Consider the following 21,476-nt stretch of genomic DNA (forward strand, 5'->3'; position numbering starts at 1 on the left):
CATGTCAAGAGTCCTCATCCCCTTCGATGGCTCGGCCAGTGCGCAATGCGGCTTGCTTCACGTCGTCAACGAGTTCGCCAAGCACCCGGACCTCGAGGTGCACCTGATCAACGTGCAGGCCCCCTTCTCCCAGCATGTCTGCAACTTCAGCAGCCACAGCGCTCGCATGGAGTTCCACCAGGAGGAAGCTGAAAAAGCGCTGGCCCCGGCCCGGCAGATACTGGAGCATTCCGGCATTCCCTTCACCATGCATACGGAAGTCGGCGACAAGGCCGATTGCATCGTGGCGGCGGCCCGGCGCCTGCATTGCGATGCCATCGTGATGAGCACCGCGCGCAAGAGTTCACTGGTGCGCTGGGTCGAGGACTCGGTCACCAACCAGGTGATAGCGCGCACCACCGTGCCCGTGGAAGTGATTGCCGGGGAAGCAGCCTCCAAGCTCGAGCGCGTGGGCATTCCCGCTGGCGTAGGCGCCGGCCTGGTCGCGCTGTGGATGGCCGCCAACTGAGGCGACACCGATAGACCGCACAGACCGCTGCGCCGTGAACCCTGTCGAATCCTTCGCCACCGCCCCCATGTGGGCCGGCTTCGTCGCCTTCGTGCTGGCCATGCTGGCCCTGGACCTGTTCGTGCTCGGCGGACGCAAGGCCCACCGGGTCTCGGTCAGGGAGGCCTCGGGCTGGGTGGTGGCCTGGATGGGCCTGGCCCTCGCCTTCGGTACCCTGCTGTGGTTCTACCTGGACGGCACGGCCGGCCGCGCGACGGCGAACGGCAAGGCAGTGGAGTTCCTGACCGGCTACCTGATCGAGCAGACCTTGTCGATCGACAACATGTTCATCTTCGTGCTGATCTTCAGGTTCTTCGCCGTCCCGCCGGAATTGCAGCGCCGCGTGCTGCTGTACGGCGTGCTGGGCGCGATCGTCATGCGTGCCGGCCTGATCCTGGGCGGCGTCTGGCTGGTGTCGGAATTCTCCTGGGTGCTCTACCTGTTCGGCCTGTTCCTGGTCGTGACCGGCATCAAGATGCTGGTCATGGCCGACAGCCAGCCCGACCTGGCGAGGAACCCCGTCCTGGGCTGGCTGCGCGGGCACCTGCGCCTGACTCCGGCGTTTCATGGCGAGGCCTTCTTCGTGCGCCTCGACGGTCTGCGCCATGCGACGCCCATGTTCCTGGTGCTGGTGATGATAGAAGCCAGCGACCTGGTCTTTGCCGTCGACAGCATCCCGGCCATCTTCGCCGTCACCACCGATCCCTTCATCGTCTTCACGTCCAATATCTTCGCCATCATGGGCTTGCGGGCGCTGTATTTTCTGCTGGCCGACATGGCCGAGCGCTTTCACCTGCTCAAGTACGGCCTGGCCCTGGTGCTGGTCTTCATCGGCGGCAAGATGCTGGCCATGCCCTGGTTCCATATGCCGGTGCAGTGGTCGCTGCTGGTCGTCGGCGCGGTCATTCTGACGTCCGTGCTCCTGAGCTTGAAGCGAACGGAGCGCAAACCGTCCAGGCGCGCGTCATGAACGGCGCCGGCCTCAGGGATGCCAGAAACTCGCCCGCGGCGCCACCGTCGCCGAATTGCCGGCCAGCGCATAGGACAGCTGGTTGGCCGCCGCGACCACGGTCTGCGCCAGGGCTTCGAGCTTGGCCTGGGGCAGGCGCGAGGCCGGGCCGGAAATGCACACCGAGCCCAGCAGCCGCCAGTGCATGCCGAACACCGGGGCCGAGACCGTGGCCACGCCCTGCTCGCGCTCGCCTATGGACCAGTGGAAGCCGCGCTGGCGGATCTGCTCGTAGATTTCGCCGGGCTCCCCCGAAAACGCCAGGATCACGCGACCCGGCGAGCCATGGTCCAGCGGCAGGCCTTCGCCCATGCGCGCATGGTGGCGCAAGGCCTGTGGGCCTTCCACGCGCACCAGGCAGGTGCGCACATTGCCTTCGCGCACATAGAATGCCGCGCTTTCGCCGCTGGCCAGGGTGAGCGCGCGCAAGGCCGGCTCGAGCACGTTCTGCACATCGAAACCCGCCTGGTAGCGCGCGCCCAGCCAGCCCGCCGCCGGGCCCAGGCGCCAGTCGCCGTCTTCACGCTGCACCATGTAGCGCGACTGCGCCAGGGTGCGCGCCAGGCGCAGCACCGTGGTCTTGTGCAGCTTGCAACGGCGGCTGAGCTCGGCCAATGACAAATGGGATTCGCCCAGCGCATAGGCTTCGAGCAATTGCAGCGCCCGCGTCACGGCGATCACGCCGCCGGCCGGTGCCGCACCGGCAGGTGCCGATACCGCCTCCGCGGGGGCATCGGATGGGCGTTCTTGGGAGTTGCTCATGGTGGCATGTGTTTCATTGTACGAAATGGCATTGTATTGGTTGAAACGTTTTCATAAAGTCACGTCCACTGCCAAGGCCTAGACCGGGGTAGCGAATTCAAAAAATCAACGGAGACAATTCCATGCCTTTCTCGACACGTTCACGCTTTCTGTCCGCACGCCTGTGCGCTGCCCTGCTGGGCGTGGTGGCGGCGGCCTTGCCCGTGGCCGGTGCCATGGCCCAGCCCGGCTTCCCCAACAAACCCATCCGCCTCGTCGTGCCTTTCCCGCCCGGCGGCGGCACCGACTTCATCGCCCGCACCGTGGCGCAAAAGCTCGCCGACCAAAACAAGTGGACGGTGGTCATCGATAACCGTCCAGGCGCCGGCGGCAACCTGGGCGTGGATGCAGCGGCCAAGGCCGCGCCCGACGGCTACACCCTGGTGATGGGCCAGACCAGCAACCTGGCGATCAACCCATCGCTGTACGCCAAGCTGCCTTACGACCCGATCAAGGACCTGGCCCCCGTGGCCCTGGTGACCTCCGCGCCCATCGTCATGGTCGCGTCCGCCAAGTCGCCCTACAAGACCTTCGCCGACGTGGTGGCCGCGGCCAAGGCCAATCCGGACGGCATCACGCTGGGCTTTTCCGGCAACGGCACGGTGGCCCACCTGGCCGGCGAGCTGGCCCAGAACGCGGCCGGCATCAAGCTGCGCCACGTGCCTTACAAGGGCGCATCCCAGGCCATGACCGACCTGCTGGGCGGCCAGATCGACCTCTACATGTCGGCCATTCCGACCTTGATCGGCCAAGTGCGCACCGGCAAGCTCCAGCCCATCATGGTCACGTCCAAGCAGCGCTCCACCCAGTTGCCGCAGACGCCCACGCTGGCCGAATCCGGCTACAAGAACTTCGAAACCATCACCTGGTTCGGCCTGCTGGCCCCGGCCGGCACGCCCGCGGCCATCGTCGGCCAGCTGAACAAGGCCGTCAACGCGGCCCTGCAGCAGCCTGACGTGGCGGAAAAGCTGCGCGGCGAAGGCGGCGACGTGCTGGGCGGCAGCGCCGCTGAGTTCGCCAGCCTGCTCAAGGCCGAAGTGCCGCGCTGGGCCAAGATCGTCAAGGACTCGGGCGCCGGCCTGGACTGAGAGCGCCAGCGGCTGACGCCGCTTTCCCCTGGGGAATAGCCCCCTGCCATCGCCCTGCACACCGCGCGGCGAGCGCTTCGCCACGCCTGCACCCCCCGTTTTCTCCTACCTACTCGAGTGCCCCACCATGAGCCAGCTTCCTGAAATCATCCGTGACATTCCCCGCGTGAGCGCCGAAGTCGTGCAAAAGGCCGCCACCTTCCAGGCCGCCATCCTGGCCGACGTCGCCGGCCGGCGCGGCACCATGCACAGCCGCATCGCTCCCGTGCAGCAGAACATGCAACTGGCCGGCCCGGCCTTCACCGTGGAAGTGCGCCCCGGCGACAACCTGATGATCCACGCGGCCATCGCCCTGGCCCAGCCCGGCGACATCCTGGTCATCGACGGCAAGGGCGACCAGACCGCCGCGCTGATGGGCACGCTGATGCTCAGCGCCTGCAAGAAGCTGCGCCTGGGCGGCGTGATCGTCGACGCCGCCATCCGCGACAAGCTCGAACTGCTGGACCTGGACTTTCCCGTGTTCAGCGCCGGCTTCAATCCCGCCGGCCCGACCAAGTACGTGCCCGGCCGCATCAACCACCCGATCAGCGCAGGGGGCGCGACAGTCAACCCCGGCGACCTGATCGTGGGCGATGCCGACGGCGTGGTGGTCATAGAGCGTGAAAAAGCGCCCGCCATGTTGGCCCTGGCCGACAAGAAAGTCGCCGACGAAGCCGCGCGCCTCGCCGCCATCGCGCGCGGCGATACGGCCTCGAAATGGCTGCCCGCCGCCCTGCGCGCCGCCGGCGTGCTCAAGGAAGGGGAAACACTGTGAGCAGCATCCTCGTCACCGGCGCCGACCTCGCGCCCCAGGCCCTGGAGCTGCTGCGGGACTTCGACATCGTCTACGCGGGCAAGGCGCCAACCGAGGACGATCTGGTCGCGCTCAGCGGCCGGCACGACCCGGTCGCCATCATCGTGCGCTACGGCAAGGTCGGCCCGGCCGTGATGGACGCCGCGCCGTCGCTCAAAGTCATCTCCAAGCACGGCAGCGGCACCGACACCATAGACAAGATCGCGGCAAAGGCGCGCGGCATTGAAGTCGTGGCCGCCGTCGGCGCCAATGCCGCGGCCGTGGCCGAACAGGCCCTGGCCCTGCTGCTGGCCTGCGCCAAGTCCGTCGTTCCGCTCGATGCGCGCATGCACGCCGGCCACTGGGACAAGGCCACGCACAAGAGCCTGGAGCTGGGCGGGCGCAGCATAGGCCTGCTGGGCCTGGGGGCCATCGGCCGGCGTTTCGCCAAGATGGCCGATGCCATGGGCATGCGCGTGCTCGGCTTCGACCCCTATGCCAAGGACTTGCCGGACTACATCACGCCCGTGGACCTGGACACGCTGTGGCGCGAGTCCGATGCCCTCTCGCTGCACTGCCCGCTGACCGACGACAACCGCGGCCTGCTCAACGCCGCCACGCTGGCGCAATGCAAGCGCGGCGTGATCGTGGTGAACACCGCGCGCGGCGGCCTGATCGACGAAGCCGCGCTGCTGGCCGCCGTGCGCTCGGGCCAGGTGATGGCCGCCGGCCTGGACAGCTTCGCGGTGGAGCCCATGAGCGCCGGCCACCCGTTCCAGGGCGAAAAGAACTTCGTGCTGAGCCCGCACATCGGCGGCGTGACCAGCGATGCCTACGTCAACATGGGCGTGGGCGCGGCCCAGAACCTGTTGCAGGTGCTGGAGCGCGCGCCGGCGGCGGCCTGACAGGCCCGGGGTACGGCCCCTGCCTGGGGCTGGCCTGGATTGCACGCTGGCACCAGCTTGCGGTAGCCTACGGGTTCCCATAGTGCCCAGGAGTCTTCCGATGCCACGTCGTTTCGTTCTTTCCGCCAGCATCGCCGCTGCAACCGTCGCCCTGATCGCTGGTTGCAGCGCCATGGGGTCGTCGAGCGGCAATCCCATGGGTTTCTTCATCACCAGCGTCAACCCCGGCAAGGGCGGCGACCTCGGCGGCCTGGAAGGCGCCGACCGCTTCTGCCAGTCGCTGGCCAGCAGCGTCGGCGCGGGCCATAAAACCTGGCGCGCCTACCTGAGCAACGCCGCCATGAACGGACAGCCAGCGGTCAATGCGCGCGACCGCATCGGCCGCGGCCCCTGGACCAATGCCAAGGGCGTCGTCGTTGCCACCAGCGTGGCCGACCTGCACAGCGCCAACGCCAAGCTCGGCAAGGAGACTTCGCTGACGGAAAAGGGCGAGGTCGTCTCCGGTTTCGGTGATCCCGTCAACCGCCACGACATCCTCACCGGCTCGCGCCCCGACGGCACCCTGGCCGTGCCCGATCCGGGCAAGGACACCACCTGCGGCAATTGGACGCGCAGCGATGGCGGCTCCGCCATCGTGGGCCACCACGACCACAAGGGCACCAACCCCGACCCGGTCGCCAACGCGTCGTGGAACTCGTCGCACGGCACGCGCGGCTGCAGCGTCGACCAGCTCAAGATGAGCGGCAGCGCGGGCCTGATGTACTGCTTCGCGGCCAACTGAGCGAGATGAGAGTGGGGGCCTGAAGCGCCCCCCTCAGCTGCCTGCGAAGAACTGGCTGGGCGTCTGGTCGAACTGCTTGCGGAACATGGTGGCGAAAGCGCTGGGACTGTCGTAGCCCAGGGCCAGCGCCACGTCTATGACTTTCTCGCCCGTCGCCAGCAGCTCCAGCGCGCGCAGCAGCCGGGCCTGCTGGCGCCATTGGCCGAAGGTCAGTCCGGTCTGTTTCACAAACAGGCGCTGTATGGTCTTCACGTCCACCGCCAGATGCCGCGCCCAGTCGGCCATGGTCGAAGCGTCATCCAGGCGCTGCTGCAGCCGCTCGCAGATCTGCAGCAGCCGCGCATCGGTCGGCATCTGCAAGTGCAGGGGCAGCACGGGCAAGGCGCGCAACTCGTCCAGGATCAGCCGCATGACGCGGCCGTCGCGCGTGCCGGCCACATAGGGCTGGCGCACTTCCATGGCCGCGCGCACCAGTTCGCGCAGCAGCGGCGAGATGCCCACGGCCTGGGTGACGTTCAGCAACTGCGGCGCGGCGTCGACCGCCACCAGCAGGCTGCGCATATGCACTTCACCGACGCAGCGCAGGGCATGCGTCATGCCGGCGCGCATCCAGATGGCGCGCGTGGGCGGCACCACCCAGCGGCCGGCATCGGTCTGCACCACCATCACGCCGCGCACGGCATACAGCAGCTGGTGCTTGTTGTGCGCGTGCGGCGGAATAAGCCAGCCGGCCGGGTAATCGGTGGCCCGGCCGACGACGGGCGACGTGGCTTGCTCGATCTCCTGGAGCGCTTCGCTCAAGGCCTTGGGTTGGCGGGATGGCTCCATGTCCGTTTTGCGATGGTTTGTGGTTGATTAGCGCGAGACAGGCGTTACGGCATTTTCGATAATTATGGCCGGCCCCTGCATTTCGCACGGCAGGCCTTGTCCATTTCACAGCGAATCCATTCCTATGACGACTTCAGCCGCCGCCATGGACGCCAGCAGCGTCCCCGCCGCCCCGCCCCCAGCCAAGCCCAAGCCGGCCCTGGGCATCCTGGGCTCCATCAGCAGCGCGCACATGGTCAACGACATGATGCAGTCGCTGATCCTGGCGATGTACCCGATTCTCAAAGGCGAGTTCTCGCTGAGCTTCGGCCAGATCGGCCTGATCACGCTGACCTACCAGCTGACGGCCTCGCTGCTGCAGCCCCTGGTGGGCCTGTTCACCGACCGCCGCCCGCTGCCCTACTCCCTGCCTTTCGGCATGCTGTCCACGCTGATCGGCCTGATGCTGCTGGCCTTCGCGCCCAGCTTCGGCTTCGTGCTGCTGGCCGCCGCTTTCGTGGGCATAGGCTCGTCCATCTTCCACCCCGAAGCTTCGCGCATCGCACGCCTGGCCTCGGGCGGCCAGCATGGCTTTGCCCAGTCGATCTTCCAGGTGGGCGGCAACACCGGCACGGCCATAGGCCCGCTGCTCGCCGCGGCCGTGATCGTGCCTTTCGGCCAGCGCAGCGTCGCCTGGTTCGGTCTGGCCGCGCTGGCCGGCATTGCCCTGCTGCTCAAGGTCAGCCGCTGGTATGCCCAGCACCAGACGGCCACCGCGGGCCGCAAGGCCTCGACCGCCGTCGCGCCCTACCCGCGCAAGGTGGTGATGAGCGCCATCGCGGTGCTGCTGGTGCTGATTTTCTCCAAGTACTTCTATGTCGCCGGCATCAGCAGCTTCTACACCTTCTACCTGATAGAGCGTTTCGGCCTGACGGTGCAGAACGCGCAGCTGCACCTGTTCTTCTTCCTGTTCGCTTCGGCCATAGGCACGGTGCTGGGCGGCCCGATCGGCGACCGCATCGGCCGCAAGCCGGTGATCTGGGTGTCCATCCTGGGCGCCGCGCCGTTCGCGCTGCTGCTGCCCCATGCCAATCTGTTCTGGACGACCACGCTGACCATCGTCATCGGACTGGTGCTGTCCTCGGCCTTCTCGGCCATCCTGGTCTATGCCCAGGAATTGATGCCCGGCAAGGTGGGCATGGTCTCGGGCCTGTTCTTCGGCTTCGCTTTCGGCATGGGCGGTCTGGGCGCCGCGGTGCTGGGTCTGCTCGCGGACCGCACCAGCATCACTTTCGTCTACCAGGCCATCGCCTTCCTGCCTTTGCTGGGCATCGCGGCCATCCTGCTGCCCAAGAGCGTGCGCCGGGCCTGACCCGGGCGGCCCGCTCAGAGAGATGGAGGCTGGCCGCGGCCGGCCTCTTTTTTCGTCCCAAGACAGGTTATGCTGCGGCGCTAAGCATTGCCCCACGACCTGATTGAAGGACCCCATGACCATCTGGTCCCTGGACCCCCAGACCGTCACCCACAGCATCCAGCTGGCCCTGGCCCCCGTGTTCTTTCTGACGGCCGTGGCCGGAATGATAGGCTCGGTGGCCACCCGCCTGGCGCGCATCATCGACCGCGCACGCGTGCTCGAAGAAGCGCTGCGCACGGCCACCGACCATGAACTGATCGGCCGCCACCTCAAGGAACTGCACTTTCTGCGCGGACGCGGGCGCCTGGCCAATGTGGCCATCGGCCTGCTGACCATGTGCGGCCTGTGCATAGGCCTGACCATCGTGCTGTTGTTCGTCGGCGAAGCCTTCGGCATCAGCGACCACCGCTATGCCGTGGTGAGCTTCCTGCTGGGAGTCCTGGCCTTTGTCTCCGCGCTGTGCTGCTTTCTCTGGGAAACCATCATGGCGACACGCATTCTGGACTTTCACACGCTGAGCCAGGCCAAGGCGGCCGCGCGGCATGTGGACTCCCTGCGCTAGCCCTGCGCTTGCGCTCAGTACAGATTGCTCAGCGACGCTGGCAAAAAGCCGCCATCGACCACGATGTCCTGGCCGTTGACATAGGCCGAGGCGTCGCTGGCAAAAAAGGCCACCATGTGCGCGATGTCCGCGGGCCGGCCTATGCGCCGCGCGGGAATCTTGGACGTGCGGCTGTGCAGCTTGGCCTCGTCGCGGTAATGCACTTCCGACAGGGGCGTGCGAATCATGCCCGGGCTCACGGCGTTGGCGCGCAGACCGCGCGGCCCCCATTCCACCGCCATCTGCCGGGTCAGCGCCAGCAGCCCGGCCTTGGAGGCCCCGTAGGCCCCGACCTGGGTGGCGACCTGGGCGGCAATCGACGCCACATTGACGATGCTGCCGGCCTGCTTGGCGAACATCTCCGGCACCAGGGCCTGTGCGCACAGCAGCGCGCCGCGCAGGTTGACCTGCAGCATGCGGTCCCATAGCGCCGTGGGGAAATCCTCCAGCCCCACGGGCGCGGCACTGATGGCGGCGTTGTTCACCAGCACGTCGCAGCCGCCGAAACGCGCGCGCACCAGATCGGCCATGGCGGTGATGGATGCGGGGTCGGCAATGTCGCAGTGCACGGCCAGCATGCCGCCGGCCTCGGTGGGCGTGGCCGCATAGCTGATGTCGACCTGGACCACCTGGGCGCCCATGGCGTGCAGCTGCTCGCTGATGGCCAGGCCCAGGCCGCCGCTGGCGCCCGTGACCACGGCGACCTTGCCTTGCAAGGCCGTGGGGGCGAATGTGTGGGAAGTGTGCATGGAGTGAAGAATCCGATCCGCAGGAGGCGGAGTGCATGAAAAGACCGCCGCGCGCCGTGCGCCGCAGCGGTGCCAAAAGGCGCTTACTTGTCCTTGAGATTGGTGGTCTTCGCCAGGCCCTGCCAGATGACGGCGTCGGCCTTGATCGACTCGGCGAACTGGCGGGCGCTGCGGCCCACGGGAACACTCATGTTCTGGCCTTCGATCTTCTGGCGCACCTCGGGCATTTTCTGCACGCGGTTGAGTTCCTCGTTGAGGGTGTCGATGATTTTGCGCGGCGTGCTGGCCGGCGCAAACACGCCATACCAGCCGTCGGCGTCGAAGCGGTAGCCCTGCTCGGTCAGACTGGCCACGTCCTGCGTCGCCGGCCAGCGCTGCGAACCCGTGGTGCCCAAGGCCACCAGCTTGCCGCTGCGCATGTGCGGGATGGGCGAGGCAATGTCGGTGAAGGCCACGCTGATGTTGTTGCCCAGCAGGTCCGAGACTTCTGTCGACAGCGCCTTGTAGGGCACATGGGGCATGTCCAGGCCGTAGTGGGCCTTGATGCCTTCCATGGTCAGGTGGCCCGACGAGCCATTGCCCCAGGAGCCATAGGCCAGCTTGCCCGGATGGGCCTTGGCATAGGCCACCATGTCGGCCAGGTTCTTGAAGCCGGTCGCGGGATTGGCCACCAGCAAGATGCCCGCGGCGCCCACCTGGATGACGGGCGTCAGGTCTTTTTCCGTGTTGTAGGGCAGCTTGGCGTGGATCACCGGGTTGATGAGAATGGCCGAAGACGGCGCGAACAGCAAGGTATAGCCATCGCCCGGTGCCTTGGCCACGGCGTCGCAGGCGATCAGCCCGTTGGCGCCGGGCTTGGGGTCGACCACCACGGGCTGCTTGAGGATTTCCTGCAAGGGCGCGGCAATCAGGCGGGCAAAGATATCGCCGCCGGCGCCGGCCGAGCCCGCGACCACGATGCGGATAGGCCGCGCCGGCCAACTGTCCCCATTCGCCTGGGCCTTGACGCCCGCGCCCAGCAACAAGCTGCCCATCAATACGCTGCGGCGATTAATCCACGTGTTATTCATACCTGTCTCCTGCTTGTATTTTTTGGAAAATCGAAATACCCGGAGAAGCGCAAAAACGCCCCTGCCCGCACCGCATATCCACTGCGCCAGCAATATCAAAATAAAATTCAATAATTGCAAGCCACGGATAATCCACCTTCATTGCCAATCGCTCATAATCCGCGGTGAATGGCGCTCCCCATTCAGAAAAATATTCTGCAAGGGAGTGCTCAAATTTTAGTGAGCCGGGCTGAATCCGGTATGCCGAAAATCGCAGATCTGTACTGCAAGAATCGCCGGATTCGGCGACATCGCCAGACTTTGCAACAGGGTTTTTTGACGCAGCGGGCCGACCCAAGGGTATACCCGTGTCAAAATACTTTGCATGCAAACTAATTTCGCAGAGAATCCAGTGACCGTGCCTGGGCTGGACCAGGCGCGTTCGCGTTTCGGGCTGTTGCTCGGGCGGGTGTTCCGCCAGTGGCGCCGCCAGGTGGACCTGAGTTTCAAGGACCTGGGTCTCTCGGACGCCACGCGCGCGCCCTTGCTCGCACTGTATACGCATGGCGCGGCCTTGCGCCAGAAAGACCTGGCCGACGCCTTGTCCCTGGAAAGCTCGTCGCTGGTGCGGGTGCTGGCGCAGCTGCGTCAGGCCCAACTGGTCGACTGGGAGTGCGACCCTGCCGACCGGCGCACCAAATGCATTGCGCTCACGGCCCGCGGGCGCGAGACCGCCGCCCTGATCCTGGTCAAGAGCCTGGAAATCGAACAGGCCATACTCGCCGACCTGACGACGCAGGAGCAGGATGTGACGCGCCGGGTGCTGGAAAAGATTTCCACGCGTTTCACCACGCTTTGATACGCCAATCAATTGAAAAACAAGGACCCGGCTGGTTTTCTCCTGTCAGGCCCGCCAAAAATACGGTTCAAAAATGAAATTGAAAGCATCGCCCTTTGCCTGGGTGAGTTTTGCCATGATTGTCGGCGTGATGGGGACGGCCCTCATCAGTCCTTTGTATGCGTTGTACAAAGAGGCCTGGAATCTGCAGGCCAGCGACATCTCGCATATTTACGTGATTTACATGGGCGGCGCACTGACCACCTTGCTGTTTCTGGGACGCTTGCCGGACCGCGTGGGCTTTCGCCCGGTGATGCAATGCGGCCTGGTCCTGGCGATGACCGGCACCTTCATCAGCCTGATCGCCTGGAACGTCACCAGCCTGAGCGTGGGGCGCCTGATTGTCGGCGTGGCCTCGAGCATGGTCACCACCAGCGCCACGCTGGGCCTGGCCAAGCTGTCACCCCCGGGCAATGTGCAGCGCGTGGCCATGATGAGCGGCTTTCTGATCGCCTTCGGTTTCGGCGTGGGGCCGCTGGTCGGCGGCATCATCGGCCAATGGGCGCCCTATCCGCTGGTGACCACCTATGTGCCGACCTTGGTGCTGGCCGCCCTGGGCTTGCTGGCCTTGTCGCGCCTGGAGTTGCCTGACAGCGCCACGCCCAGGAATGCGGCGCCGCTGCGCCCCAGCGACGTGCTGCCCAAGCTGACCTGGCCCGCTGCCGACTCCTCCATGGCGTTTGCGCTGACCAGCAGCCTGCCCTTCCTGGCCTTTGGCGTCTTCGGCCTGTACGCCGCCATGTCGCCCTTGTTCCTGGACAAGCTCGTGCCCTGGCATGGCCCCGTGGTCAGCGGCACGGCCATTGCCTTGATCCTGCTGGGCTCGGCCGGCACCCAGATCCTGGCCGGGCGCATGCCTACCCACTGGTGCGGCTTTTTCGGCCTGCTGGGCCTGGTCATGAGCAATGCCTTGCTGATGATCAATCTGTGGGCCGGCTCGGCCACGCTGTTTGCCCTGGGGCTGCTGTTCACGGCCATGGGCCATGGCATGAGCATGCTGGCCGGCATGAGCATGGTCAACCGCATTGCCACGCCCAGCAACCGCTCGGGACTGCTGTCCACCTATCTGGTGATCGGCTACATCGGCAGCATGGTGCCCATCATGGGCATGGGCTGGATTGCCGACCACTGGGGCATGGCCGCGGCGGTGCGCCTGTTCTCCTCGTTCGTCATCGTGCTGGGCGTCACGGCCGCCGTGTTCTTCCGTCGCCACCCCCGCATGCGCTCCGCCCTGAAACCATCATGAAACTGTCAGCTCCCACCAACGGCACTGCGCTGCAGGTGCCGCTCTGGCTGCTGGTCCTGGTCACGCTCAGCGGCACCATGGCCATGCACATCTTCGTGCCGGCCCTGCCCGTGGCCGGCGAGGCCCTGGGGGCCTCGGCCGCCAGCATGCAGCAGACGATCACGCTGTACATCATCGGCCTGGCGCTGGGGCAACTGATCTACGGCCCGGTGTCCGACGCCCTGGGCCGGCGCCCGGCCTTGCTGCTGGGGCTGTCCATCTACTTTTGCGCCGGGGTGATGGCCTTGTTCGCGCCCAGCATCGAGTGGCTGGTGGCCGCGCGGCTGCTGCAGGCCCTGGGCGGCGCGGCCGGCATCACGCTGGGCCGCGCCATCGTGCGCGATACGGCCCATCCGTCGCGCGTGACCAAGGACCTGGCGCTGCTCAACCTGCTGACCCTGGTGGGCCCGGGCCTGGCGCCGATTGTCGGCGCCTACCTCGCCGAGCACTTCGGCTGGCGCTCGATCTACGTTTTCCTGGTGGCCATTGGCAGCGCCATGCTGCTCTTCACCTACCGGCTGCTGCCCGAAACCAATGCCCGGCTGCGGCCCTTGAAACTGGGCTTCATCGCGCGCGACTACGCACAGCTGATTTCGAATCCCGGGTTTGCCGGCTACATGCTGGGCGGCGCCTGCATCACTTCGGCGGTCTACCCCTATCTGGCCTCGGTGCCCTACATCGTCCATGGGCAGATGGGGCTGCCGATCAGCGCCACCGGCTGGTTTGCGGCCAGCACCATCGTCGGCGCCAGCCTGGGCACGTTTCTCACGCGCCGGCTGTCCAACCGCTGGCCGGCCCAGTATTTTCTGCTGATAGGCGCGGGCCTGGGACTGGTCATGGCCGGCACGCTGCTGGCCGTCTATCTGCTGGACTGGCTCACGCCGGGCCGGCTGATGGCCATCACCGTGATCATGACTTTCGGCGCCGGCTTTGCCAGTCCCGCCGCTTTAGGCAGCGCCTTGTCGGTGATGCCCAATCTGGTCGGATCGGCCGCCGGCTTCTACGGTTTCGGCCAGATGGCCATGGGCGCCATCGGCACGCTGCTGGTCGGTTATGGCGACGACCCCGTGATTGCCTGCGCGGTGACGCAGATCTGCGTCACGGCCCTGGCCTTGAGCAGTTTCCGCTTCGCCCACGCGCATGGGCAGCACGCGAAGAAGTAGCCCGCCCCTCTGCAATCCTGGGATCACTCCCAGGATTTTTTTTCGCATGTACTCATGCGAAAAGCTTCGTTGTTGCGCTGCAGCACAACTTCTACAGTGAATCCACGCCATGCCATCCCCGCGCCATGGCGAAGATTCCAGGAGTTGTTCCATGCTTGTCCGCCCCCGCCCCGCTTTCCCACGCTCGCTCACCGCCAGGCTGGCCGCGATGGCCATGGCCTGCTGCGCGGCGTTGGCCGCCGGGCCGGTGGTCGCGCAAGCCACGGCCCCCGCCTGGAAGCCCGCCAAGGCGCCCGAGTTCATCGTGCCCAGCGGCGCGGGTGCGGCGCTCGACGTGGCCGCGCGCAAGCTCACCGAACTGCTGGCGCGTGACGGACTGACGCCGGGCTTCGTGGTCAGCAACAAATCCGGCGCGCACTCCATCGTCGCGCTCGAAGGCCTGCACCGCCACCCCGGCGATGCGCACACGCTGATGACGCTCAGCACCAGCTACGGCAACAGCCTGGCACAGGACGCCCTGCCCGCCCACCTGCAAAAGGCCACGCCCCTGGTGACGCTGTTTCGCGAATTCGTCGTCGTCGTGGTGCGCGCCGACTCTCCGCTGCGCAACGCCCAGGACCTGATCGCCCAGCTGCGCCAGGATCCGGGCAAGTATTCCATCGGCATCGCCACCACGCTGGGCAACCACATCCACCTGGGCGCGGCCCAACCGCTGCAGCAAGGCGGCGTGGACGTGCAGCAGCTGCGCATCGTGCCTTACAAGTCGTCGGCCGAGTCCATGACGGCCCTGGTCGGCGGCCACCTGGATGTGGTCTCGGCGACCACGCCCAATCTGCTGCCCTATCTGCAATCGGGCCGCGTGCGCGTGCTGGCGATTGCCGCCGACCAGCGCCTGGCCGGCGCTTTTGCCCAGGCCCCGACCTGGAAAGAGCAAGGCATCGACTACGTCAGCGACTCCTTCCAGGGCGTGATGACCGTGCCCGGTGCCAGCGCCGCGCAGCAGGCTTTCTGGGTCGATGCGCTGCGCCGCGTGTCGCAAACCCGCGAATGGAAGAACTTCGTTGCGGTGAACCAGTGGGAGCCCTGGTTCCTCGGCCCCGAAGACACGGCCCGCGCCTTGCAGCAGCAGGTCGAACGCAGCCATGGCCTGCTCGCCAGACTGGGCCTGCTGCCCACCCGCCCGCAGCGCGTGGCCGCCGCCCGCTGACCGCCCCACCTTCCCCGGAGACCCCCATGAACATGCCCCTGCCCCACGCTCCGCTGCAACGCCTGGATGAACAACTGCAGGCCGCGCAAGCCGCCACGCCCCACGTCAGCGTCGCGCCCCAGTCCGCCCACATCGGCGCCTTGATAGCCGGCGTCGACCTGGGCCGGCCCCTGTCGGCCACCGAAATCCATACGCTGCGCAGTGCGCTGCTGCGCTGGAAAGTGGTGTTTTTCCGCGACCAGCACCTGTCCCACAGCCAGCACGAGGCCTTCTCGCGCCAGTTTGGCGAGCTGACCGTGGGCCACCCGGTGTTCGGCCATGTCGAAGGCCACCCCGCGCTGTACTCCATCGCCAAGCACCGCCAGGCCAACCGCTACGGCAACGAACCCGAGCGCCGTCCCTGGACGGGCTGGCATGCCGATGTCACGGCCGCGCACAACCCGCCGGCGGCATCCATCCTGCGCGGCGTGACCATTCCGCCCTATGGCGGCGACACGCAATGGACCAACCTGGCCGCCGCCTACCAAGCCCTGTCGGCGCCGCTGCAGGCCTTCTTGCAAAGCCTGCGCGGCGAGCACCGTTTCAGCCCGCCGCAAGGCGCCAACGCCACGGCCGAGTACCTGGCGCTGGTGCAGCAGAACACCCTGGTCAGCGAACACCCGCTGGTGACCGTGCACCCCGAAACCGGCGAGCAAGTGCTCTACATCAGCCCGGGCTTTCTGAAAACCATCACCGGCCTGCACACGCGCGAATCCCGCGTGCTGCTGGAGTTCCTGTGGGAGCATGCCGTGCGCAGCGACTTCACCGTGCGCTTCCAATGGGCGCCCGGCTCCATCGCGTTCTGGGACAACCGCTCCACGGCCCATGTCGCGCCGCAAGACATCTTCGCGCTGGAATTCGACCGCCAGCTCTACCGCAGCACGCTGGTCGGCGCAGTGCCCGTGGGCGCCGATGGGCGCGCGTCCACGGCGATTTCCGGCAATCCGGTGCTGGCGGCGCACGGCGCGGCCTATTGAGCTGGCCGCAGCTGTTCCGCGGCGGCAACAGGGCTTGGCAGGGCTACGGGCGGCGATAGAGTGGGTGGGCAGAGGTGCCTATGAGTGAACCACAACCACCCGCCCCCCGCAGTCGGCGAACCATGGGCCGACCACAGCCAGCCGGAGGCTTTGGCACGCCAGCTCCAGGCACTCGGCTTCCTGGGTCTGGAAAAGCTCGCGCCGGATGATGCGCAAGCGCTACCTCCAAGGCAGAAGCGACGGCTTGCTGGCGCCCTTGAAATGGGGCATTGCAGCGGCCGTCGTGGGCCGGGCGGCCTAGCGATCCCAGACGCCGCGCACCAGCGAGGTCAGCGCCACCGTCAAGGGGTCGCAGGCGCCCTCGAGCGAAGTGACGAAATACAGCTCGGCATCGAGCTGGGCCTGGCCCCAGACCATCCAGTCGTTGTGCTCCACGCCGCGCACGGCGACTTCCTCGCGCAGCAGCGCGCAGCCACTGCCCGCGCGCACATAGGCGTCCAGGCCGCTGGTTTCCTCGACCTGCATGACCACCCGCGGCGCCAGCCCCTGGCGCTCGAACAGCGCGCCCATCAATTGGTGGATATGGGAATCGTCCAGGCCATCGATCCAAGGCAACTCGGCCAGGGCGCGCCAGCCTCCCATCTGGTGTGCCGCCGCCATGCGCAGCGGCACCGCGATTCTGTAAGTCACCGAACGCAGGGACAGCGATTGCAGATCGCGCGGCGGATGCGGGCCTATGAAATAGCCGGCGGTGATGGTGCCCGCGCGGATCAGGTCCAGCAATTGCAGCGAGGAGTGGCTGCGCGAGCGCAGCTCCACCAAAGGCAGGGCCGCGTGCACCCGCGTGGCCATTTCGCCCAGCCGCAGAAAGTCGGCCGGCTCGCTGGGCAGGCCGAAGTCCACGCGGCCGGTGAGCTCGCCCTGCAATTGCCGGGCGATCGCGCTCAACTCGCCACTGGCCGCGAGCAAGGCTTCGGCCTTGGGCAGCAGCAGCTCGCCCGCCCGGGTCAGCGTCAGCCGGCCCGAGCTGCGATCGAACAGCGCCACGCCCAGGCTTTGCTCCAGGCTCTTGAGCTGGCCCGTGACCGCGGGCTGGGTGACGCACAGCGCTTCCGCGGCCTTGGTGACATTGCCAATCCGCGCCACGGCGACGAAGGCCCGCACTTGGTACAGCTCCATGGCTCAGGCGCGACGCAGCGTCATTGACCGTACAGCCGCACCAGCGTGGGGTCTATGCCTATGGAAACGCTGGCGCCGGCCGGAAACTTGGACAGGCCCGCGTAGTGCGGCTGGTCGGCGAACACCATATGCTCGCCCACCTGCACGCAGTAGCGCGTGAACTCGCCGTGGAACTCCACGCTCTCTATGCTGCCGGGCAGCCAGGAGAAGCGCGCGTCCCGCCGCGCATCGGCCACATCCAGGCGTATGGTCTGCGGGCGGATCGCGGCCATGGCGCGCCGGCCCGCCGCCAGGTCGGCGTCGGACTCGATGACGATCTCGCCCCAGCCCTCGATCGCCAGGCGCACGGCACGCCCGCAGGTCGAGCGCACCGTGCCTTGCAGCAGGTTCATGGTGCCGACGAAGCGGGCCACGAAAGGCGTCGCGGGGTAGTCGTACAAGGCGATGGGCGTGCCTATCTGCTGGACCACGCCCTTGTCGAGCACGGCGATCCGGTCCGCGCTGGTCATGGCTTCGCTCTGGTCATGGGTCACGAAAATCGTCGTGATGCCCAGGCGCCGCTGCAGCTTGAGCAGTTCCTGGCGCATCTGTATGCGCAGCGAGCGGTCGAGGTTGGACAGGGGTTCGTCCAGCAGCAAGACCTGGGGCTGGGTCACCAGGGTCCGGGCCAGCGCCACGCGCTGCTGCTGGCCGCCCGACAGCTGGTGCGGACTGCGGTGCGCCAGGCCGCCCAGCTCGACCTGCTCGAGCACTTCGGACACGCGCGCATCGATCTCCTTGCGGCTGAGCCGGCGCTCGACCAGGCCGAAGGCCACGTTCTCGCGCACGCTCAGGTGCGGCCACAAGGCATAGTTCTGGAACACCATGCCCACGCGCCGGGCCCAGGCGGGCTCGTCCCTGAGCTCGCGCCCGTCGATCAACAGCCGTCCCTTCTGGTGCTGCAAGAAGCCGGCGATGACCCGCAGCAAAGTCGACTTGCCCGAGCCCGAAGGCCCGAGCAGCGCGAAAAACTCGCCGGGCGCGATGTCCAGCGTCACGCCATCGAGCACCACCACATTGCCATAGGACAGCTGCAAATCCTCGCATTTCACGTTGACCCGGTTCATAGTTGTTGTTCGCTGCCCAGGATTGCGGAAGAAAAAGCCTTGTCGCCCAGTGTCGGCGAAGCCAAGGCCGGCATGCATCCGGGTGATTGCCTAAGAAAAGAGATTTTTGCGTCCCGAGCCTCAGGACGCGGCCGTTCACACCGGCAGCAGGCGCGCCTGCGAGCGCTCCAGCCGCACGCCCACCGTGCTGCCCGCCGCATACTTGGCCAGGCCCGCGAAATGCGGCTGGTCGACGGCCACGGACTGGGAACCCACCCGCACCTGGTAGCGCGTGGCTTCGCCCATGAACTCGCTGGACTCCACCACGCCGTCCATCCAGAAGAAGCGCGCATCCGAGGCCACGGCCTGGGCGTCGATCTGCAGGGCATGGGGCCGAAAGCTCAGCACCGCCCGCCCGCCCACCGCCGCGCGCTCCGAGGCCGGCACTTCGACCCGGCCCAGGCCGTCGACGTCCAGCAGCAGGCTTTGGCCGTCGTGGGAATGCACCGAGCCCTGCAGCTGGTTCATGGTGCCCACGAAGCCGGCGACAAAGCTGTTGCCCGGGAAGTCGAACAGCTCGGGCGGCGTGCCCACCTGCTGCACCACGCCCTTGTCCAGCACCGCCATGCGGTCGGCCGTGGTCATGGCCTCCTCCTGGTCGTGGGTCACGAAAATGGTGGTGATGCCCAGGCGGCGCTGCAAGGCCAGCAGCTCCTGGCGCATCTGCACGCGCAGCGACTTGTCCAGATTGGACAGGGGCTCGTCCAGCAGCAGCACCTTGGGCTCGATGACGATGGTCCGGGCCAGGGCCACGCGCTGCTGCTGCCCGCCCGACAGCTGGCTGGGGCGGCGCTTGGCGTAGCGCTCCAGCCCCACCAGTTCCAGTGCGGCCTGGACCTTGCGCGTCAGCTCGGCACGCGGCACGCGCCGCTCCACCAGGCCGAAGGCCACGTTGTCCCAGACATTCATGTGCGGCCACAGCGCATAGCTCTGGAACACCATGCCGATGTTGCGCTCCCAGGGCGCCGTGCCCGTCACGTCGACGCCATCGATCAGCAGCCGGCCGTGCTGGTGCTGGTTGAAACCGGCGATCAGCCGCAGCAGCGTGGACTTGCCCGAGCCCGAAGGCCCGAGCAGGGCAAAGAACTCGCCCGGCTGGATGTCGAGGTTGACGTCCTTGAGCACCTCGTTGCTGCCGTAGGCCAGGCGTATGCCCTGGCACTGAACACTGATTTTTTTCATTGGTCTGCTCCCATTTCTTTTGACGGTTGCGGCTCAGGCGGTCGCCGGCACGGTCTTGCCCACCGGCGCGGCGGCGCCCGACGCACTGGCGCCCGACGCATCGGCGCCCGACGCTTCGTCCTCGGCCGGCAGCTGGCGCAAGCGGTTGCTGGCGCGCTCCACGATCACGTGGGAGGCGTAGGTGCCGATGGCCACCACCAGGATCGCCAGCACCCCCAGCGCCGCACCCGGGCCGCGCCCGGCAATGCTTTGCATATAGAGGTAGATGCCGTAGCTCATGGGCGCCTGCGATTGCGAGGACGTCAGCAGGATGGTGGCCGACAGCTCCACGGCCGCCGTGATGAAGCTGGTGACGAAACCGGCCAGGATGCCGCCCGCCATCAGCGGCACCATCACCCGGCGAATGGTGCGCATCTTGGTCGCGCCCAGGCTTTCGGCCGCTTCCTCCAGCGAGATATGCACCTGCTGCAGGGCCGCCATGCACGAGCGCAAGGCATAGGGCAGGCGGCGCACGGCGTAGGCGATCATGATGATGAACCAGGTGCTGGTCAGCATCACGTCCGTGCCCGGCACTTCCACGCCGCGGAAGAAGCGCAGATAGCCGATGGCCAGCACCAGGCCGGGCACGGCCAGCGCCGCCGTCGCCAGCCAGTCCAGCCATTGGCGCGCGGGCAGGCTGGTGCGCAGCATCAGGTAGGCGATCGTCGTGCCCAGCACCACGTCGATGCCGGCCGCCATGCCGCAGTACAGCAGCGTGTTCGTCATCATGCCGCCGGCGTCATGGAACACCGTGCCGTAATGCGCCAGGGTATAGCCATCGGGCAGGGGCGCGAAGCTCCACACCGAGGCGAACGACAGCAGCAGCACGCCGATGTGCGGCGACAGGGTCAGCAGCAGCACGAAGCCAATCCAGGCATAGGCCGCGAACGAGCCCATGGGCGAGAGCTTGCGCCGCTGTATGCTGGCGCCGCCTTTTTGCGTGGTCGCATAGTCCTTGCCCTTGAGCACCCGGGCCGACAAGGCCATCGCCGCAATCGAGAAGACGATCATCAGCACGCTGGTGACATAGCCCAGCGGATCGTCGATGCCGACCTGGGTGATGCGCAGATAGGCCTGCGGGGCCAGCATATTGGTCGTGCCCAGCACCAGCGGCGTGCCCAGGTCGTCGAAGACCTTGACGAAGACCAGCGAAGCGCCGGCGACAAAGCCCGGCATGGCCAGCGGGAAGATCACCCGCGTGAACAGCCGCCAGCCCCGGCAACCCAGGTTCAGCGCCGCCTCTTCCATGGCGCCATCGATGTTGCGCAAGGCCAGGGTCAGGTTCAGCAGGATGAAGGGGAAGTAATGCAAGGCCTCGACGAAGATCACGCCGTTGAGCCCTTCCATGATGGGCAGCGTGAAGCCCAGATGCTCCTCGAGCAGCAGGTTCACCGTGCCCGAGCGGCCGAAGATCAGCTGCATGGCCACCGCGCCGACGAAGGGCGGCATGATCAGCGGCAGCACGCCCAGCGTCTGGATCAGCAGGGCCCCGCGGAACTCGAAGCGCACCGTGAAGTAGGCCAGCGGCACGGCGATCAAGGCCGCGGCGATGGTGGCCAGCGTGGCCACGTACAGGCTGTTCTGGAAGGCTTCCGTCATCAGCGGCTGATTGAAGAAGGCCGAGAAATGCCCCAACGTCAGGCTGCCGTCGGCGTTGACGAAGGCCGAGAAGAACACCCAGGCCACGGGCAAGACCAGGAACAGCAGCAGAAAAGTCAGCACCAGGCCGGCCGCCAGCCAGGCGCCCGGCCTTGTCGAATGGAAAAGACGGGACATGCT

22 protein-coding genes are annotated in these 21,476 nt (G+C 66.9%); 13 read left to right on the forward strand and 9 right to left on the reverse strand.

Features of this window, described 5'->3' with window-relative positions:
* Position 1 precedes the first annotated feature (1 nt).
* Both N0K08_RS08905 and N0K08_RS08910 read left to right on the forward strand, forming a co-directional pair.
* Positions 2-508, forward strand: coding sequence for a universal stress protein (locus tag N0K08_RS08905; protein ID WP_261499878.1), 507 nt, complete (start codon positions 2-4; stop codon positions 506-508).
* A gap of 67 nt (positions 509-575) precedes the next feature.
* The gene (locus tag N0K08_RS08910) at positions 576-1,517 is read left to right on the forward strand and encodes a TerC family protein (protein WP_261500476.1); all 942 of its coding nucleotides are present in this window, start codon (positions 576-578) and stop codon (positions 1,515-1,517) included.
* 12 nt (positions 1,518-1,529) lie between these two features.
* On the opposite strand, the gene N0K08_RS08915 is transcribed toward N0K08_RS08910, so the two are convergent.
* On the reverse strand, positions 1,530-2,318 hold the full coding sequence (locus tag N0K08_RS08915) for an IclR family transcriptional regulator (RefSeq protein ID WP_261499880.1): 789 nt from the start codon (positions 2,316-2,318) through the stop codon (positions 1,530-1,532).
* 122 nt (positions 2,319-2,440) lie between these two features.
* Between N0K08_RS08915 and N0K08_RS08920 the strand changes: the two genes are divergently transcribed.
* The 4 genes from N0K08_RS08920 (at position 2,441) to N0K08_RS08935 (ending at position 5,963) form a co-directional block, all read left to right on the forward strand.
* Positions 2,441-3,445 (forward strand): Bug family tripartite tricarboxylate transporter substrate binding protein, encoded by a 1,005-nt coding sequence (locus N0K08_RS08920; RefSeq protein ID WP_261499881.1) that lies wholly within the window; start codon positions 2,441-2,443, stop codon positions 3,443-3,445.
* 127 nt (positions 3,446-3,572) lie between these two features.
* Positions 3,573-4,259: an RraA family protein gene (locus N0K08_RS08925; RefSeq protein WP_261499883.1), complete on the forward strand. Its 687-nt coding sequence runs from the start codon at positions 3,573-3,575 to the stop codon at positions 4,257-4,259.
* The gene (locus N0K08_RS08930) at positions 4,256-5,182 is read left to right on the forward strand and encodes an NAD(P)-dependent oxidoreductase (RefSeq protein WP_261499885.1); all 927 of its coding nucleotides are present in this window, start codon (positions 4,256-4,258) and stop codon (positions 5,180-5,182) included. The genes N0K08_RS08925 and N0K08_RS08930 overlap by 4 nt, the downstream gene beginning before the upstream one ends.
* A gap of 100 nt (positions 5,183-5,282) precedes the next feature.
* On the forward strand, positions 5,283-5,963 hold the full coding sequence (locus N0K08_RS08935) for a hypothetical protein (RefSeq protein WP_261499886.1): 681 nt from the start codon (positions 5,283-5,285) through the stop codon (positions 5,961-5,963).
* A 33-nt stretch (positions 5,964-5,996) separates the two neighbouring features.
* On the opposite strand, the gene N0K08_RS08940 is transcribed toward N0K08_RS08935, so the two are convergent.
* A complete protein-coding gene (locus tag N0K08_RS08940) occupies positions 5,997-6,791 on the reverse strand; it encodes an AraC family transcriptional regulator (RefSeq protein WP_261499888.1) in 795 nt (264 codons plus the stop codon).
* Between the two features lie 124 nt (positions 6,792-6,915).
* On the opposite strand from N0K08_RS08940, the gene N0K08_RS08945 reads away from it, so the two are divergent.
* Both N0K08_RS08945 and N0K08_RS08950 read left to right on the forward strand, forming a co-directional pair.
* Entirely contained in the window at positions 6,916-8,142 is a 1,227-nt protein-coding gene (locus N0K08_RS08945; RefSeq protein ID WP_408642924.1) for an MFS transporter, read from the forward strand.
* A 115-nt stretch (positions 8,143-8,257) separates the two neighbouring features.
* A complete protein-coding gene (locus tag N0K08_RS08950) occupies positions 8,258-8,746 on the forward strand; it encodes a DUF2721 domain-containing protein (protein ID WP_261499890.1) in 489 nt (162 codons plus the stop codon).
* A 14-nt stretch (positions 8,747-8,760) separates the two neighbouring features.
* Here the strand turns inward: N0K08_RS08950 and N0K08_RS08955 are convergent, their stop codons facing one another.
* From N0K08_RS08955 to N0K08_RS08965, 3 genes are all read right to left on the reverse strand, one after another.
* A complete protein-coding gene (locus tag N0K08_RS08955; protein ID WP_261499891.1) occupies positions 8,761-9,534 on the reverse strand; it encodes an SDR family NAD(P)-dependent oxidoreductase in 774 nt (257 codons plus the stop codon).
* Positions 9,535-9,617: 83 nt separating this feature from the next.
* The gene (locus N0K08_RS08960; protein ID WP_261499893.1) at positions 9,618-10,604 is read right to left on the reverse strand and encodes a Bug family tripartite tricarboxylate transporter substrate binding protein; all 987 of its coding nucleotides are present in this window, start codon (positions 10,602-10,604) and stop codon (positions 9,618-9,620) included.
* Entirely contained in the window at positions 10,597-10,941 is a 345-nt protein-coding gene (locus N0K08_RS08965; protein ID WP_261499895.1) for a hypothetical protein, read from the reverse strand. The genes N0K08_RS08960 and N0K08_RS08965 overlap by 8 nt, the downstream gene beginning before the upstream one ends.
* Positions 10,942-10,968: 27 nt before the next feature.
* Here N0K08_RS08965 and N0K08_RS08970 point away from each other — a divergent pair, with 27 nt between their 5' ends.
* From N0K08_RS08970 to N0K08_RS08990, 5 genes are all read left to right on the forward strand, one after another.
* Complete coding sequence (locus N0K08_RS08970; protein WP_261499896.1) at positions 10,969-11,442, forward strand: MarR family winged helix-turn-helix transcriptional regulator; 474 nt, start codon at positions 10,969-10,971, stop codon at positions 11,440-11,442.
* A 73-nt stretch (positions 11,443-11,515) separates the two neighbouring features.
* Positions 11,516-12,727 carry an MFS transporter gene (locus N0K08_RS08975; RefSeq protein WP_261499897.1) on the forward strand — a complete coding sequence of 404 codons (1,212 nt, stop codon included), beginning with the start codon at positions 11,516-11,518 and terminating at the stop codon, positions 12,725-12,727.
* Entirely contained in the window at positions 12,724-13,929 is a 1,206-nt protein-coding gene (locus tag N0K08_RS08980; RefSeq protein ID WP_261499898.1) for a multidrug effflux MFS transporter, read from the forward strand. The genes N0K08_RS08975 and N0K08_RS08980 overlap by 4 nt, the downstream gene beginning before the upstream one ends.
* 151 nt (positions 13,930-14,080) lie before the next feature.
* On the forward strand, positions 14,081-15,136 hold the full coding sequence (locus tag N0K08_RS08985; RefSeq protein ID WP_261499899.1) for a tripartite tricarboxylate transporter substrate binding protein: 1,056 nt from the start codon (positions 14,081-14,083) through the stop codon (positions 15,134-15,136).
* A 26-nt stretch (positions 15,137-15,162) separates the two neighbouring features.
* Positions 15,163-16,152 (forward strand): TauD/TfdA dioxygenase family protein, encoded by a 990-nt coding sequence (locus N0K08_RS08990; RefSeq protein ID WP_261499900.1) that lies wholly within the window; start codon positions 15,163-15,165, stop codon positions 16,150-16,152.
* 297 nt (positions 16,153-16,449) lie between these two features.
* Here the strand turns inward: N0K08_RS08990 and N0K08_RS08995 are convergent, their stop codons facing one another.
* The 4 genes from N0K08_RS08995 to N0K08_RS09010 form a co-directional block, all read right to left on the reverse strand.
* On the reverse strand, positions 16,450-17,331 hold the full coding sequence (locus tag N0K08_RS08995; protein WP_261499901.1) for a LysR family transcriptional regulator: 882 nt from the start codon (positions 17,329-17,331) through the stop codon (positions 16,450-16,452).
* 20 nt (positions 17,332-17,351) lie between these two features.
* Complete coding sequence (locus N0K08_RS09000) at positions 17,352-18,437, reverse strand: ABC transporter ATP-binding protein (protein ID WP_261499902.1); 1,086 nt, start codon at positions 18,435-18,437, stop codon at positions 17,352-17,354.
* A gap of 135 nt (positions 18,438-18,572) precedes the next feature.
* Positions 18,573-19,658, reverse strand: a complete 1,086-nt coding sequence (locus N0K08_RS09005; RefSeq protein ID WP_261499903.1) for an ABC transporter ATP-binding protein — start codon at positions 19,656-19,658, stop codon at positions 18,573-18,575.
* Between the two features lie 33 nt (positions 19,659-19,691).
* A complete protein-coding gene (locus N0K08_RS09010; protein WP_261499905.1) occupies positions 19,692-21,473 on the reverse strand; it encodes an ABC transporter permease in 1,782 nt (593 codons plus the stop codon).
* Positions 21,474-21,476 lie beyond the last annotated feature (3 nt).

The sequence above is a fragment of the Acidovorax bellezanensis genome (assembly GCF_025421555.1).
Taxonomy (GTDB): domain Bacteria; phylum Pseudomonadota; class Gammaproteobacteria; order Burkholderiales; family Burkholderiaceae_C; genus Comamonas; species Comamonas bellezanensis.

What these genes read in the sequence shown, in the direction of transcription:
- N0K08_RS08905 (WP_261499878.1), top strand. Translation starts at nt 2, where the DNA reads ATGTCAAGAGTCCTCATCCCCTTCGATGGCTCGGCCAGTGCGCAATGC.
- N0K08_RS08910 (WP_261500476.1), top strand. Translation starts at nt 576, where the DNA reads ATGTGGGCCGGCTTCGTCGCCTTCGTGCTGGCCATGCTGGCCCTGGAC.
- N0K08_RS08915 (WP_261499880.1), bottom strand. Translation starts at nt 2,318, where the DNA reads ATGAGCAACTCCCAAGAACGCCCATCCGATGCCCCCGCGGAGGCGGTA.
- N0K08_RS08920 (WP_261499881.1), top strand. Translation starts at nt 2,441, where the DNA reads ATGCCTTTCTCGACACGTTCACGCTTTCTGTCCGCACGCCTGTGCGCT.
- N0K08_RS08925 (WP_261499883.1), top strand. Translation starts at nt 3,573, where the DNA reads ATGAGCCAGCTTCCTGAAATCATCCGTGACATTCCCCGCGTGAGCGCC.
- N0K08_RS08935 (WP_261499886.1), top strand. Translation starts at nt 5,283, where the DNA reads ATGCCACGTCGTTTCGTTCTTTCCGCCAGCATCGCCGCTGCAACCGTC.
- N0K08_RS08940 (WP_261499888.1), bottom strand. Translation starts at nt 6,791, where the DNA reads ATGGAGCCATCCCGCCAACCCAAGGCCTTGAGCGAAGCGCTCCAGGAG.
- N0K08_RS08945 (WP_408642924.1), top strand. Translation starts at nt 6,916, where the DNA reads ATGACGACTTCAGCCGCCGCCATGGACGCCAGCAGCGTCCCCGCCGCC.
- N0K08_RS08950 (WP_261499890.1), top strand. Translation starts at nt 8,258, where the DNA reads ATGACCATCTGGTCCCTGGACCCCCAGACCGTCACCCACAGCATCCAG.
- N0K08_RS08955 (WP_261499891.1), bottom strand. Translation starts at nt 9,534, where the DNA reads ATGCACACTTCCCACACATTCGCCCCCACGGCCTTGCAAGGCAAGGTC.
- N0K08_RS08960 (WP_261499893.1), bottom strand. Translation starts at nt 10,604, where the DNA reads ATGAATAACACGTGGATTAATCGCCGCAGCGTATTGATGGGCAGCTTG.
- N0K08_RS08970 (WP_261499896.1), top strand. Translation starts at nt 10,969, where the DNA reads ATGCAAACTAATTTCGCAGAGAATCCAGTGACCGTGCCTGGGCTGGAC.
- N0K08_RS08975 (WP_261499897.1), top strand. Translation starts at nt 11,516, where the DNA reads ATGAAATTGAAAGCATCGCCCTTTGCCTGGGTGAGTTTTGCCATGATT.
- N0K08_RS08980 (WP_261499898.1), top strand. Translation starts at nt 12,724, where the DNA reads ATGAAACTGTCAGCTCCCACCAACGGCACTGCGCTGCAGGTGCCGCTC.
- N0K08_RS08985 (WP_261499899.1), top strand. Translation starts at nt 14,081, where the DNA reads ATGCTTGTCCGCCCCCGCCCCGCTTTCCCACGCTCGCTCACCGCCAGG.
- N0K08_RS08990 (WP_261499900.1), top strand. Translation starts at nt 15,163, where the DNA reads ATGAACATGCCCCTGCCCCACGCTCCGCTGCAACGCCTGGATGAACAA.
- N0K08_RS08995 (WP_261499901.1), bottom strand. Translation starts at nt 17,331, where the DNA reads ATGGAGCTGTACCAAGTGCGGGCCTTCGTCGCCGTGGCGCGGATTGGC.
- N0K08_RS09000 (WP_261499902.1), bottom strand. Translation starts at nt 18,437, where the DNA reads ATGAACCGGGTCAACGTGAAATGCGAGGATTTGCAGCTGTCCTATGGC.
- N0K08_RS09005 (WP_261499903.1), bottom strand. Translation starts at nt 19,658, where the DNA reads ATGAAAAAAATCAGTGTTCAGTGCCAGGGCATACGCCTGGCCTACGGC.
- N0K08_RS09010 (WP_261499905.1), bottom strand. Translation starts at nt 21,473, where the DNA reads ATGTCCCGTCTTTTCCATTCGACAAGGCCGGGCGCCTGGCTGGCGGCC.